General features: G+C 59.1%; 8 protein-coding genes. 6 read left to right on the forward strand and 2 right to left on the reverse strand.

Annotation, left to right across the window (positions count from 1 at the left end):
* Positions 1-607: 607 nt before the first annotated feature.
* Positions 608-2,986 carry an NERD domain-containing protein/DEAD/DEAH box helicase gene (locus tag BW686_RS08075; protein WP_143514169.1) on the reverse strand — a complete coding sequence of 793 codons (2,379 nt, stop codon included), beginning with the start codon at positions 2,984-2,986 and terminating at the stop codon, positions 608-610.
* A gap of 667 nt (positions 2,987-3,653) precedes the next feature.
* On the opposite strand from BW686_RS08075, the gene BW686_RS08080 reads away from it, so the two are divergent.
* From BW686_RS08080 to BW686_RS08095, 4 genes are all read left to right on the forward strand, one after another.
* The gene (locus BW686_RS08080; RefSeq protein WP_084915814.1) at positions 3,654-4,373 is read left to right on the forward strand and encodes a GntR family transcriptional regulator; all 720 of its coding nucleotides are present in this window, start codon (positions 3,654-3,656) and stop codon (positions 4,371-4,373) included.
* On the forward strand, positions 4,370-5,383 hold the full coding sequence (locus BW686_RS08085) for an ADP-ribosylglycohydrolase family protein (protein ID WP_084915815.1): 1,014 nt from the start codon (positions 4,370-4,372) through the stop codon (positions 5,381-5,383). The genes BW686_RS08080 and BW686_RS08085 overlap by 4 nt, the downstream gene beginning before the upstream one ends.
* A gap of 159 nt (positions 5,384-5,542) precedes the next feature.
* Positions 5,543-7,012 (forward strand): purine-cytosine permease family protein, encoded by a 1,470-nt coding sequence (locus tag BW686_RS08090; protein ID WP_084915816.1) that lies wholly within the window; start codon positions 5,543-5,545, stop codon positions 7,010-7,012.
* Positions 7,002-7,931, forward strand: a complete 930-nt coding sequence (locus BW686_RS08095; RefSeq protein WP_084915817.1) for a PfkB family carbohydrate kinase — start codon at positions 7,002-7,004, stop codon at positions 7,929-7,931. Before BW686_RS08090 ends, BW686_RS08095 begins: the two co-directional genes overlap by 11 nt.
* A 147-nt stretch (positions 7,932-8,078) precedes the next feature.
* Here BW686_RS08095 and BW686_RS26785 read toward each other — a convergent pair whose 3' ends face one another.
* Positions 8,079-11,504: a PAS domain S-box protein gene (locus BW686_RS26785; RefSeq protein WP_444860434.1), complete on the reverse strand. Its 3,426-nt coding sequence runs from the start codon at positions 11,502-11,504 to the stop codon at positions 8,079-8,081.
* A 369-nt stretch (positions 11,505-11,873) separates the two neighbouring features.
* Between BW686_RS26785 and BW686_RS08120 the strand changes: the two genes are divergently transcribed.
* Both BW686_RS08120 and BW686_RS08125 read left to right on the forward strand, forming a co-directional pair.
* The gene (locus tag BW686_RS08120; RefSeq protein ID WP_084915818.1) at positions 11,874-13,727 is read left to right on the forward strand and encodes an ABC transporter ATP-binding protein; all 1,854 of its coding nucleotides are present in this window, start codon (positions 11,874-11,876) and stop codon (positions 13,725-13,727) included.
* A 182-nt stretch (positions 13,728-13,909) separates the two neighbouring features.
* On the forward strand, positions 13,910-14,491 hold the full coding sequence (locus BW686_RS08125; RefSeq protein ID WP_084915819.1) for a TetR/AcrR family transcriptional regulator: 582 nt from the start codon (positions 13,910-13,912) through the stop codon (positions 14,489-14,491).
* Positions 14,492-14,537 lie beyond the last annotated feature (46 nt).

Genomic DNA, 14,537 nt, shown 5'->3' on the forward strand with positions numbered 1-14,537 from the left:
TTTGATCATTTCTGCCTTTTCCACAAACCATGGAGCTCCATTCACTTCCAGTGTATTGCTACATTGGGGGCATATCTGAGGGCATGCTTGGGATGGTTTGAAAGGATGCCCCCAGCCTTGGGCCAAGTGGGCTATTGATGAGGATAGCTCCGACCGGACACTCTGCGATTCGATAGACCGGCCTGAAGCTTTCAGCGGAACGGTGGACACTGGAATCGATGAGCGAACAACACCACCTCCGTACAGACTCGTTTTCCACCCAAGGAATTAATCGTTAAAAATCAATTAGTTAATTAGCATTCTCGCGTTAGCTCTGTCCGAGCAACTCAAAATCGGAGGGGCTGACACTTCCCATGCAAACCAGGAACCGAACTTCAACGGCAACGATGAAGTGATCGCCCCAGAGTTGGTAAAACTAGCCTTTCATCTGACAGTCAAGGCTCCGGAAAAGTTGATAATTCAAAGATGTTCCAGCGTTCAACGCGACCTTTATTTCCAAGGGCAAGAGATCTCAAAATTACGGTTGAGCAGCGCAGCTTTATCGAAAACTTGAGACCTAGATCTGACCAGGCAGACCGGAGACTCAAGGAGCCCCACCTTTACGAGGCTATTGAGGATTGGTTAGTCGGTACTTGCCGGCCTCAATCTTCACCATGAGCTTCTGCCCGCAGAGACTGCCTATTGTTCGGCCCGCAAGGCTCTCGATGGAGTCATCTAAATCACTGGGTACCAACCCTTCCCGCAACCATTGTACTACTTGGGATTTGGTGGCAACGGTCGCCTCGTTGCGCATCCGAAACTCGACGATCGTAGTGGCGAGGAATAGGACAGGGACTTCAGTAATCCCATACACAGGGTCATTAGAGCGCGGAAATTCAAAATTGCCGACCAGTGCCGCCACCTTGATTAAAGATTGCCCCCGCTTCATTGATCGCGCAGCCCCCAATTCAACCGCCTGCTGGGCGATCTCAAAAACATTGGCCTCGTCCAATGGTTCTGCGAGGCAAGTCAGACACGCACCGTACATGTTATGCGGTGTCATCGTATTGCATTCGGTGCAGGGCTTGAGATAGCCCTCTGTCAGTTCATTACGCACAAAGTCGATTCCAGCTATGGAAAGACCTGTCGATAGCGATATCCACCAGCCCCAAAGCTGAACTCCGCGATTGCTCCATCTGGCGCCGCCTTCATATACCCATCGCCTCCATCGGCTTGCGTAAACAAATCCTTCGCCGAAGATTTCGTGTCTTCCGCCCAAGTCGGCGTATTTCCGCATTCTGTTAACGATAAACCGTGGGGCCGGAGCACGGGCATCCTGATCGAGCACTGATTTGCGATCAATATTCTCCAAACCTTTGCGAAGGAAATCTGATTTTACGCTGCTCTGACCCACAAGCAGTTCAATAGGCACGATGATATAGGCACGGGTCGTGGCTCGTCCGAGAGCGCAAGCCAATGTAATGTCATCCATTTCGAAGCCTGCTACGACGATGACGACTGGCGCCTCCATACCGCGATACGCCGAGATAGTGGAGCGTGGAACACCGATCTCCTCAAGCGACGAGGAGAACTGACTGAGCACGATCAAGTCCTCGTTCATGACACCGGATTTAGCGAGGTTCGCCGTCATGGTCTGGATTGTCTTGGAAACATCCCAGCTAATGCTTCTGCACAAGTCCTCCACGGAGATCGGCCGAGGGCAATTCACCTCATGTCGTGGCGGTAGCATCTCCATCATCGTCTGAGTGATGCCTCCGGGATTCCGGTAGACCGTTGTCAGATAGAAGAATCGCTCGCCATAGGTATCCTCCAGAAATCGATAGGAACTGCCTTTTTCGATCCCGGGTAGTACCTGGAGCTCATCAGCAAAAACGAACTTGCGTGCGTTGGCGAAATGGTCGCGCAGCGCCAAGTGATCGGCCTCATTGAGCGCCTGGGCCTCATCGACGATCAACGCCGCGTACTGATCATCTACCGACCCATGCAGGGCCAGGTGATGCTCGTCATAGTTGGGCTCGCCGGAGCTGTTTTCCCTGTTCCGCTTGCCCTGGGACTCGCAGTAGGAATGAAAGGTTTGAACTGTCACGGCCCGGCCAAACTGGCTCAATTGAGCGGCCACCTTATGCGTAATCTGGCGGTTCTTCAGAAGGAACAGTACCTTGAGGTCCCGAGCGACAAACTGCTCAGCAAGAGAACGCGCTATCAACGTCTTGCCGCTGCCCGAAAACCCCGCGATCAACCTTCGATCAGAGTCGACGCACAATGCCACCTGATTCGCCTGCTTTTTGTCTAATTGAAGCCACAACTCGCTGTCCGCAACGATTTTCCGGCCAAGAGCCCCTTCCCGTAATTCCCGCGGCCAGACGGAGTCGAGAAATTGTTTGATTTCATGGCTGAAATTATCCTTGATGTTGTAGTTCAGTGCGGACTTCCAGTGCGCCATCAATTGCACGATGCGCGAAGGCATGTCCTGACGGTGCTTTTGGAGGATTAGAATACCGTCGGGCAACTGCCGGTCGAGCGGCACGTATGCACTGGCGATTTGCGAACTCTCCAGATCGAAGTCTGGAAAATGCACTGCGTAACCGACTGGGCACTTCATCTGCCACGATTGCAACATATCGACGAGAACGAAAGCGTTGTCCTTGACCTGATTCAGAGGATCGATTTCATAACCGTCACGTTCGTGAATAAATCGAACGCCCGACGGCTGATACAAACCTGACTTCGTCTCTATGCAAAGCATACCCAGTTCCGCATGTAAGATTACGAAGTCCACCTCGCCAGACAGGTGCATCCTCTCTAAGGAAACTCGCAGGTAGTGCTGCAGATCCTGCGAGTACACCCGCTTTGTCCGGCCGCGTAGCCAAGGTAGCGAGTGGATGACGACAAACCCATCGTCAAGTGCCGCTAGTTCCTGAAAAAGCGTAAATTCGCCTTTGCTGCGGAATTCCGCATGATCGAGTGCTGGAAAGAATTTGGCCATGAATGGAAGAAACGCTATGTCAGTTGGGGCATAGTAAGGCACTGGATGCACCCGTGTCCTCTCATCCACCAACCTATCAATGGTACCGCTCCGATCAGCCCAGACCGGGCGGAAATTACCGAGTCGATAGTCAAGTTGTACCCTACCCACCTACCAGGCGCTTGGTGCCCTGCCCTAGGCGACCAATCATCCAGGCATCCCCCGTGCAAGCCGAGTCTGACGTACATTGAAAGCCATCGACGACCACCCTGCTCCGCCTCAGAGATCGCCAATCTCGATCGCCCGCATATCCCGCGCTACTGGGGGCAAAACTGGGGGCACATTTGAATTTTTCCGCCTGAAAACACCGTCCTAGAGCCAAGTCAAAATGTTTTTTGGGGATCCGGATAGTCTTTAGGGGGCGTCGGGCAATCAGCTTATCTGATCGTTTTTGTCTTTCTATAAGAACGTGGAGTTCCATTCACTTCCAGTTTGTGGGCGTATCTGAGGGCACGCTTGGGATGGCTTTAAAAGGATGCCCCAATCCACAGTCCACCAGCCTCTCACGACAAATCACACGCTGCCGATTCCAGAGAGGATGAAACCAGTCACCCCGTGCGCCGATGCGTCGCATCGCCGGTTGGCATGCAAAAAGACCTTGCATTCAGGTCCAGACTGGCTCTATAAAATGTACATGACTAGACAGGTTCGATTCGACAAAAAAACCCAGGTTGTCACCGAGCTGATCCGCCGTATCGAAAGCGGTCAGATGAGCTCCGGTGCCCTGCTGCCCGGGGAAAATCTTCTGGCCCAGGAGTTTAATGTCAGCCGAGGCACGCTGCGCGAAGCGTTGTCCGAGCTCAAGCGGCGTAACTTCATTGCCACCCAGACCGGTGTGGGCTCGATTGTCACCTACGATGGTTTTAGCCTGGACCAGCACGCCGGCTGGGCCCAAGCCTTGGCCGACACTGGCGCCAGCGTGCGTACGGAAATCCTGCGTCTGGTAGCGGTGCAACGGCCAGACCTGGAAGTGCGCCTGGGCACCTCCAGCCTGGTGGCTCTGGACCGCCGCCGTATCGCCGCCGATGGCAGTATCGTTTCCTTGGAGCGGGCCTTGATTCCAGCGGTCGATGGCCTGGAAAATCTGCCGCAACAGGGCCTGCTGGAACAGTCACTGACGGTGACCATGGCCGCTCATGGTTTTATTGGCGACAAGGGCGACCAATGGATCGGCGCAGAGCCTTTGAATCGCGAAGACGCCAGGCTGCTGGCGCGGGACCCGGGCACGGTGTTTCTCAAGGCCGTGCGCACGACCTTTGACCGCCGTGAACGGTTTATGGAGCACGTAGAGAGCCTGTTGGATCCCGTGCATTTTCGCCTTCATCTCGCCTTCGGATCCTCCATATGAGCACAGCATTTCTGCAAGACCGAGGCCTGGGCGCTTTTTATGGCCTGGCCCTGGGCGACGCTTTGGGCATGCCGACGCAATCACTGCCGCGCGCGTTAATCCTGCAACGCTATGGCCGTATCAGTACGCTGATCGGCGCCGATGCCGACCAGCCGATAGCACCCAATATGCCAGCCGGCGCCATCACCGATGACACCGAACAGGCCATCCTGGTGGCTCATCTGCTGGTGGCTGGCGGCGGTAGCATCGACCCAACGGCGCTGGCTCACAGCCTGATCGAGTGGGAAGCCGCGATGAAAGCCAAGGGCTCCCACGACCTGCTGGGGCCTTCGACCAAACGTGCGATTGAAATGATCCTTAATGGCCACAGCCCTGAAGAGGCCGGCCGCTTCGGCACCACCAACGGCGCGGCCATGCGGATCACCCCGGTAGGCATCGCGGCCAATGTGGGCAACCGCGAGGCGTTTCTGACGCAGGTGGTGCAGGCCTGTCAGGTCACCCACAACACCACGCTGGGCATCTCCAGCGCAGCCGCGGTCGCGGCCGTGGTGTCCGCCGGGATCAATGGCGCGTCCCTGGCTGACGCTTTGGAGACAGGCGCGGAGGTGGCCCTGAGTGCCGAACGCCATGGCCATTGGGTTGCGGGTGGACGTATCGCCGCGCGCATTTACTGGGCCAAGGCGCTTTGCGCCGACTGCACGGACGAGCAACTGGCCGACCGAGTGCATGATGTGATTGGCACTTCGGTCGCCTCACAAGAATCGGTGGTTGCGGCCTTCACCCTCGCCCACCGAGTGGCGAGCAGCACGCTCAGCCCGTTCGACGCGGTGTGCATGGCGGCGAGCCTGGGCGGCGACACTGACACGATTGCCGCCATTCTCGGTGCCATGCTGGGTGCCTGTAACGGCATGCACGCCTGGCCGGCAGCGTTGATCGAGCAACTTGATGCGGTCAACACCCTCGACCTCGCCCCCTTGGTCGAACACTTGCTGGTGCTACGCACCGATTGATGGGCCGAGCGCTGCTCGCCCACTGAAACGAGATCACCCTCGCCCCCCGGCTCTCCGGGTGGCCGTCAGGCTGACCCGGCTTTGGATAGCCTATTTGCACTGGATTGCACCTGCTTACGTACTGCCACAACCAAAATAAAGGCAATAGGAGCAACGCAAATGAACACATCGCCCACCTCGCAAGGTGCAGGTCAGCTGGAAACCCGTGGCATCGAGCCGGTCCCTGAAAATGAATGCAACGGCCATCCATTGCAGTTGTTCTGGGTCTGGTTCGCAGCCAATATCAGCATCCTCGGATTGCCGCTCGGGGCTACTCTGGTCGCGTTTCAGGGGCTGGCCATCTGGCAGGCAGTTATCGTCGCTATCCTCGGTGCCGCTGGCTCGTTCGCCGTGGTGGGCGTTATCTCCATTGCCGGGCGGCGCGGTCGTGCGCCCAGCCTGACGCTGTCCAGGGCCATCTTCGGGGTGCGAGGCAACATCGGGCCTACCCTGGTTTCGCTGATGTCGCGCCTGGGCTGGGAAACGGTCAATACCACAACCGCCGCGTTCGTCTTGCTGTCACTGTTCGCGATCCTTTTCGGCACCCCCGTGGAGGCGAAAAACTCACCTGGCCTGACCCTCGTGTTCATCGCCTTGTTCGTGCTGCTGACCTTGAGCGTCTCGGGCCTGGGCCATGCCACCCTGCTGGTCATCCAGAAATGGGCGACGTACCTCTTTGGCGCTCTTAACCTGGTGGTCGGCGGCTTTCTACTCACCCACATCGACTGGAGCCTGGTCTTCAACGCGCCTGCCGCGCCCCTGAGTGCCATGATCATTGGTGTAGGCACCATGGCCGCCGGCACCGGTATCGGCTGGGCCAACGCGGGCGCCGATATGTCGCGCTATCAGCACGCCAGCGTAAAGGCCACCCGGCTGGTGGCCTCAGCGGCGTTTGGCGCAGGGATCCCGTTGGTTTTGCTGATCACCCTCGGCGGCCTGCTGTCGGTGGGCAACGATCACCTGGCTTCAACCACTGACCCGATCATCGCCATCCGCGAAATGTTGCCCACCTGGATGGCCGTGCCCTATTTGATCACTGCGTTCGGCGGCCTGTTACTGTCCAACAACCTGTCGGTTTACTCGGCCGGTCTGACCACCTTGACCCTCGGCCTGAAGGTCAAGCGAGTACACGCGGTAATCGTCGATATCGTCGCGATCTTTGCCGGTTCGATCTACTTCATGCTGATCGCCGACAGCTTCTACGGCCCCTTCATTACGTTCATTTCGATGCTGGCGGTGCCCATTACCGCGTGGGTCGGCATCTTTGTCGTCGACCTGCTGCACCGCCACGTCTACTCCCCCAATGACTTGCTGGACCAGACTCCACGCAGCGCTTACTGGTATCGCGGCGGCGTCGAATGGCGCGCGCTGGGCTCGTGGGCATTGGCCATCGTTCTCGGCTTCAGCTTCACCACTGTGGCCACTACCCCGGAGCATGTGCTGTTCAAAGGCATGCTCGCCGATTCCTGGCTGGGCCATAACGGTCTGGGCTGGATCGTGACCTTCATTGTCGCCGGAGGCCTTTACGCGCTACTCGGCGGGGCGCGTGATCGCCGTGTCTTTAACAAAGAGGCTGCCCATGCCCGCTAAATTGTTCTACACCGGCCAAGTGGTGGTCGACCTCGTCATGGCAATCGATCACCTGCCGTCTTCGGGGGGCGACGTACTGGCCACCAGCGCGACATTCGAGACTGGAGGCGGCTTCAATGTCATGGCCGCTGCCTGCCGCAATGGCTTGCGCACGGTTTACCTGGGCCGCCATGGCCAGGGCCGCTTCGGCGACCTGGCTCGCCAGGCCATGCGCGACGAGGGCGTGGAGATTTCCACGATGCCCGTCCCCGGAGAAGACACCGGTCTGGCCGTTGCCTTGGTGGAAGCCTCGGCCGAGCGCTCGTTCATCTCCTACGTGGGCGCTGAAGGCGGTTTGTCCACCGATGACCTGCACGGGGTGCGGGTCAGCCCCGAGGATTACGTATTTGTCAGCGGCTATAGCCTGATACACAAAAACAAGGTGACCGCCTTGCTTGCCTGGCTGAGCGGATTGCCCAGCGGCACTGCGGTGGTATTCGACCCAGGCCCATTGGTTAATGCTGTAAATGGCGCCGAGATAAACGCCGTACTTCCATTGATCAGCGTATGGTCCAGCAACCGCGAAGAAGCCCTGCGTTTCACGCAAACCCAGACACCCGCCGACGCCCTCCACAGCCTGGCCGCCCTTCTGCGCGACGATGCTCTCATAGTGATTCGTGACGGCCCCGCAGGTTGCTGGATCAACCATGCTGGACAGACGCGACACATACCCGGCTTTGCTGTGACGGCACTCGACACCAATGGCGCTGGCGACGCCCATGCAGGTGTGCTGCTGGCCGAGTTGGCCAAGGGTAGCAGCGTCGACCGGGCGGCCCTGCGCGCCAATGCGGCAGCGGCGATTGCGGTCACACGCCGGGGGCCGGCGACGGCTCCCGGCCGTGAGGAGGTAGATGCGCTGATAAACCGGCTAACACCGTGAAAGCCTGGTCAACCGAACGATCAGGCCGTTGAAGAAGCACCAGGAAAATGACTCCAGCCTGACGCTTATCGGCCCCGTTCTCGAAAGATAACCCGTTGCAGCCCCCAAACCTTCGCAGAGCGCTAACCGAGCGCTCGGTTCATGGTTTCAGAAAACCGATCCGACCCGAGGCCCTTGGCTGTCCCGGGATTCGCTGCCGACCTGGGACAGGCTTGCCGCAAGCTCATCCTTTCGGAACGGCTTGGTAAGCCGCGGTAGCTCCGGGTCGATCCCTTCACGTTCGGCATAGCCAGAGACGAGAAGAATCGCAGTGCCGGGCCGGGAAGTACGGACCACCCTGGCTAGGTCGGTCCCACTGATGCCAGGCATCAGGTGGTCCGTGACAAGCAGGTCAAATGGCTGCCCGGTGTCCAGCAGGTGCAACGCCTCCTCGCCTGAAGCGGCTTCGATCACGTGGTAGCCCAGTTCGGCCAACATGTATGAAGTGCTTGCACGTACAGGCTCCTCATCGTCGACCAACAGCACGACTCCATGCGCCGATTGTCGCTCCGGAACGTCGATAATGCGCAAGGCCACTGCCGGCAAGGCCATGCTGCGCGGAAGCCAAAGCTCCACGTTCGTTCCCAGGCCGGGCGAGCTTTGAATCGTCAGCGCGCCGTCCAGTTGAGATGCCAGCCCATGCACCATCGAGAGGCCGAGTCCGGTCCCTTTCCCGACACCCTTGGTCGAAAAGAACGGTTCCACCGCCCGGGCAAGCGTGGCTGCGTCCATCCCCGCGCCGGTGTCTGCAACTGACAGACACAGATATTCGCCTGTCGGAAGCTTCGAACGGTGACCGTTGAAGACCGCTTCCATGCTTGCAGATATCCTCATCGTGCCTCCCTCGATCATCGCGTCGCGCGCGTTCACGGAGAGGTTCAGGAGAGCCATCTCGAGCTGGTTCGGATCCGCCATCGCCGCCGGCAGATCCAACGGGGCATCGACGACGACCTTGATTTGCGGGCCGGTGGTGCTGGCCACGAGATCGCCCATATCACTCACCAGCTTTGCCACGTTGACCGGGACCGCCTGGAGCGGCTGACGACGGGCGAACGCGAGCAACCGCTGCACGAGCGTCTTTGCACGGTCGGCCGATTGCAAGGCCCCGGAGATCAGCCATTGCTCCCGTTCGCCGCCCACACCTCTGCGCTGGAGCATGTCGAGCGTGCCAACGATAGGCGTAAGCAGGTTGTTGAAGTCGTGAGCCACGCCGCCGGTCAACTGCCCCATGGCTTCCATCTTTTGACTCTGGCGTAGGGCCTGTTGGACCTCTTCGCGTTCGGCGATGGCTTGGGCTACTCGGGCTTCAAGCGTGGCGTTGAGCTCTCGCAACTCTTCCTCAGCCGCCTTGCGGGCGGTGACATCAACCACCGTGCCGGTGAAGCGCAGGCAGCGGTTGGCCGCATTGAATACGGCACGGCCCTTGGCCGCGACCCAGCGAACAACGCCGTCCTCCCTGCCAATCGTGCGATAGTCCACCTCATAGAGCGCGCGCCGTTCCGGGTCGACGGCTGCCGCGAAGGCCATGATCGTTGCTTCTCGATCTTCGGGATGCAAACCGTCGTAGAAGTCCTGAATCGTGACCGGCACGTCAGCCCGGATGCCGAACATCGCTTTGGTCAGTGGCGGCCAAATGAGCGTGTTATGAACGAGATCCACGTCCCAGAAGCCGATATCGGCGTTTTCTACCGCAAGGCGCAGTCGCTCCTCGCTTTCGCGCAGGCGCATTTCGGCACCTACCCGTTCGACATGCGCCCAGCAACGCTCGACCACTTCCTTGACCAGCGCGATCTCGGACGGTGACCAGTCTCGAGGCTGATCTTGATGAACCGCCATCATGGCCGTCAGTCGGCCGTCCTTTACAAGCGGGCAACAGATGATTGCGTCGACACCGATGGCTCTAAAGCTCTCAAGACCTCCGCCGTGGCTTATCTCTGCCGTCATGTCGCGGATGATTAACGTACAGCCAGCGCGCATGTCATCCGCAGTCCGGGGGCCGAAAAGGTCCAGGCTGTACGTTCCGACCGAGCTCTGAATGCCGGGCGCAGTGTAGTCACTGCGAATCCAGAACCGGTCGTGATCGACGTCGACATCCGCGTAGGCGCAGCGTGACACGCTAAGCTCCTGCCCAAGCAGCCGGGTCGCGACGCGCATCGCCTCTTCGGCAGAGCGGACGTTAACCAACTGGCTGTCGAGCTCATCAAAAAAGCGCAGTCGCGTGGCGCTCTCTTGCAGCGCCGCTTCCGCCTGGTGCTCGGCCGTACGGTCGCGGAAGATTTTCACGAAGCCGCCATGGTTCATGGCGAGCGGCATCATCAATCCGGAACCCCAGAAGCGCGAGCCGTTCTTGCGAAGGTGCCAGCGCTCGTTGACGGCCCGGCCCTGATCCTGGGCGATGTCGAGTTCTCCGTAAAACACACGCTCGGTCTGGTCCGCGTCTGTGTAGAAGAGGTCGCCTGTGCGACCCACTACCTCCTCGGCGCTGTAGCCGACGACACGCTGGGCACCACTGTTCCAACTCGTCACGGTTCCCTGCGCATCGAACGTCATGATCGCGAAGTCCTCCGCGCCTTCGATGATCTGGCGGTAGCGTGCTTCGCTGACCCGGATCGCGGCCTTGGCCCGGGCACGGTGTACGACGAGTCCGACCGTCTGAACAACAAAATCGACGATCTCGATGTCCGCCGACAGTGGCTCGCGCGGTTCATGGTGGTACATCACAAACGTGCCGAGCACATCGCCCCGCGCCGAACGGATAGGCGTTGACCAGCAAGCGTGCAGGCCATGCCCGATGGCCAGCTCGCGGAACCCGGCCCAGAGCGGATCGTGCGCGATGTCGGACATGACCACCGGCTCGTCCTGAAATGACGCGGTGCTGCTCGAGCTTGCGCTCGGGGCGATGACAAAACCTTCGACGGCGTCACGGTAGGCGCCGGGAAGGCCAGGTCCTGAGCAATGCTGCAGTTGCTGGCCCTCCTCGCTCAGGAGCAGGATGCTTCCCAGGAAACGGGACGTGGACAGTGCTTCCACCTCGCGGACGATTGCATCCAGCGCGACGTTGAGGGGCGTCTCTTCGACGGCCAGTTTCAGGATGCGGTTCTGTGCAGACCCAAGGGCCGCCGCGCGGTTGCGTGCCTGGGTAAGGCGGGCATTCTCAAGGGCAATCGTCGCCAGGCGCGCCAGGCTTTCCAGCCGTTTGATCGTATCCTGGTCGTGGGTGCGAACCTCCGACCAGTAGGCGCCGAGCGCTGCGACCGCCACAGGCCTGCCTATGGGCACCATGACGAGGCTACGGACGAAAGTCGGCGCATAGGCGTCCTGCGGGATACGTGGATCAAGCCGGACGTCGCGGATGGAAACCGTCTCACCGTGATGCATCACCCAACCCGAAATGCAGTGGTCGGTCGGGAATGTCTGACCTTGCCAAAGCGGAGAGACAGCATCCTCCGCGACATAGGAACAGCGCCCGCCATGTTCAATGACCACCGCGACGCCCTCCGCTTCGACAGCGGCACGCGCCGTGTCACGAAGCACAGCGACGACCTCTTCCACCGATGTTGCCATGACCAGCCGCTCACTCGCGCTCAGCACATGAGACAAGCGCTCATCACCGCCTTGAAACACCGGAACAGTATGCAAACGGATCTCCCGACAACGGCCACAGAATCTCTTTTCTACGGACGGGTTCAAAATGAATGAGGCAAAAGAGGATTATGCAGGGCTTTTGACCTGGACACGGTCCTGATCCAGTTTCTCAGAAATACGCCCGATGAGCATCACTTGCGCCACGCTGACTGATGAATTGACGGTCTGATGACCTTACGCAGGCTATTAAAATCGTGAACTACGTCACCAGTAGGCTTTAATGCCAGAATATTTGGATTGGTTTGTTTGGAGATCACCATGCTTCGCGCATTTGAAAAATGGCTCGACCCCTTCCCGCCCGACGAAGTACCGCCGCCACCTGAAGGCCTGATTCGGTTTCTCTGGGCCTGCACACGGGGCGCCCGCGGTTATGTGCTTGCGCTTGCGCTGCTCAGTGCCGGTGTGTCGATTTACGAAGCCTGGCTGTTTTCTTTCCTCGGGCAGGTCGTGGACCTGCTGTCGACCTGGCAGGCCGGCGGTGACGCGGGCATGCAGGAAAGCCAGGTGCTGTGGAGCATCGGCATCATTCTGGTGGCCAGCATCGGGCTGGTCGCGTTGCGCACCATGGTTCAGCATCAGGTACTGGCGATCAACCTGCCGCTGCGGCTGCGTTGGGACTTCCATCGCCTGATGCTGCGGCAAAGCCTGTCGTTCTTTTCCGATGAGTTCTCCGGCCGGGTCACGACCAAGGTGATGCAGACGGCGCTCTCCGTGCGCGATGTGCTGTTCACCCTCATCGAGATCGCGCCGGGAATCGGGGTGTATTTCATCGCGATCATCGCACTGGCCGGTGGCTTCGACCTGAAACTGATGCTGCCCTTCCTTGCCTGGATCGCACTGTTCGGGTTGGCCATGCTGTATTTCGTGCCTCGCCTGGGCAAAGTCGGGCAGGAACAGGCCAATGCACGGTCGTCGATGACCGGGCGTATCTCGGATGCCTACACCAACATCACCACGGTAAAGCTGTTCTCTCACTCCAAACGTGAGGCGCATTTCGCGCGTGCTGCGATGGAGGATTTCAAACTCACCGGCTTACGCCAGATGCGCCTGGTCAGCCAGTTCGAAATCGTCAACCAGGCATTGGTGGTTGCACTGATCATGGGGGCAGGCGGTTATGCGCTGTGGCTGTGGCACCAAGGCCAGGTCGGTACGGGTGCTGTGGCGGCGATTACCGCGATGGCGTTGCGTATCAACGGCATGTCGCACTGGATCATGTGGCAGATGACCTCTCTGTTCGAGAACATCGGCACCGTGCAGGATGGCATGGCCACCTTGACCCGCGGCCCCAAAGTGCAGGATGCGCCAGACGCCACCGTCCTGAACACCACGGGTGGCGCGGTGACTTTCGACAATGTAGGTTTCAACTACAACGGCGAACGTCAGGTACTCGACGGCCTGAACCTGAGCATTCGCCCGGGTGAAAAAATCGGTCTGGTGGGCCGCTCCGGAGCGGGAAAATCCACACTCATCAACCTGCTGTTGCGCTTCTATGATGTGGACGAAGGTGAAATACGCATCGACGGGCAAAACATCGCGCACGTGACTCAGGACAGCCTGCGCAGCGCCATCGGTATGGTCACTCAGGACACGTCCCTGCTGCACCGGTCCATTCGCGACAACATCGCCTATGGCCGCCCGGATGCTACCGACGAGCAGATCCGTAGCGCTGCGGTCGATGCGCAGGCCGATGGGTTCATCAGCCAGTTGAGCGACAAGCAAGGCCATAGCGGTTACGACACCCTGGTGGGTGAGCGCGGCATCAAGCTTTCGGGCGGCCAGCGTCAACGTGTCGCGATAGCCCGGGTGATGCTCAAGAATGCCCCGATCCTGTTACTGGACGAAGCCACCAGCGCACTGGATTCGGAAGTCGAGGTGGCCATCCAGGAAAGCCTTGATGAAATGATGGAGGGCAAGACCGTGATTGCCATCGCCCATCGCCTGTCCACCATTGCTGCTATGGACAGACTCATCGTCATGGACGATGGGCGCATCATCGAACAAGGCACCCACGCAGAACTGCTTGGCAAAAACGGCACCTACGCGCGGCTGTGGCATCACCAGAGTGGCGGATTTCTGGGTGAGGATCAGGGCGTGACCGACACTGAGGAATAGGCATGGGCGGTCTGCTGGCGGGTTCCCTGCACTCCAGGCTGCTTTGGCATTGCACAGCCTGTCATCGACAGAATACGGCAATGCAGAAGACCCGGTGTTCCCGGAACATCTCTCAGCAATGCACGGAAAATCATGGCGGGCATCACTAGACGACCGGTCGGTTTACATTTAGGATGCTCGCCATGAAGAAACCCGCCCAGGACATGCGCCAGCACATCATTGATGTCGCCAGGTCGCTGATGACGAACAAAGGCTACACCGCAGTCGGCCTCGCTGAAGTGCTGAGTACGGCCGGCGTACCCAAAGGTTCGTTTTACTATTACTTCAAATCGAAAGAAGAATTCGGTCAGGCGCTGCTGGAAGAGTATTTTTCCGAGTACCTGGGCCGGGTCGACGCACTGATGGCGCGTCCCGGTACTGGCGCGGAACGGTTACTGGCCTATTTCATGTACTGGACAGAAACCCAAGGCACCAGTCTTCCCGAAGGCAAGTGCCTGGTGGTCAAACTGGGCGCGGAAGTTTGTGATCTGTCCGAGGACATGCGCAGCGTTCTGGAAACCGGCACTGCACAGATCATCAATCGCATCACCGCCTGCGTAGAACAGGGTGTATCCGACGGCAGTGTTCACCCCGAAGGCGATCACCGCGGTTTTGCGGAATCCCTTTATCAACTCTGGCTGGGTGCCTCCCTGCTTGTGAAGGTCAACAAGTCCACCGCACCCTTCGATAGAGCACTGCACATGACAAAGCGCCTGCTTAAGTAGCGGGCGTTTTTTTAACCATTTTAGTAGACGACCGGTCCACTAACGA

This window comes from Pseudomonas syringae (genome assembly GCF_002157375.1).
Lineage (GTDB): Bacteria > Pseudomonadota > Gammaproteobacteria > Pseudomonadales > Pseudomonadaceae > Aquipseudomonas > Aquipseudomonas syringae_T.

Excerpts from the sequence above, each read along its gene's own strand:
- BW686_RS08075 (WP_143514169.1), bottom strand. The coding sequence starts at position 2,986 with ATGGCCAAATTCTTTCCAGCACTCGATCATGCGGAATTCCGCAGCAAA.
- BW686_RS08080 (WP_084915814.1), top strand. The coding sequence starts at position 3,654 with ATGTACATGACTAGACAGGTTCGATTCGACAAAAAAACCCAGGTTGTC.
- BW686_RS08085 (WP_084915815.1), top strand. The coding sequence starts at position 4,370 with ATGAGCACAGCATTTCTGCAAGACCGAGGCCTGGGCGCTTTTTATGGC.
- BW686_RS08090 (WP_084915816.1), top strand. The coding sequence starts at position 5,543 with ATGAACACATCGCCCACCTCGCAAGGTGCAGGTCAGCTGGAAACCCGT.
- BW686_RS08095 (WP_084915817.1), top strand. The coding sequence starts at position 7,002 with ATGCCCGCTAAATTGTTCTACACCGGCCAAGTGGTGGTCGACCTCGTC.
- BW686_RS08120 (WP_084915818.1), top strand. The coding sequence starts at position 11,874 with ATGCTTCGCGCATTTGAAAAATGGCTCGACCCCTTCCCGCCCGACGAA.
- BW686_RS08125 (WP_084915819.1), top strand. The coding sequence starts at position 13,910 with ATGAAGAAACCCGCCCAGGACATGCGCCAGCACATCATTGATGTCGCC.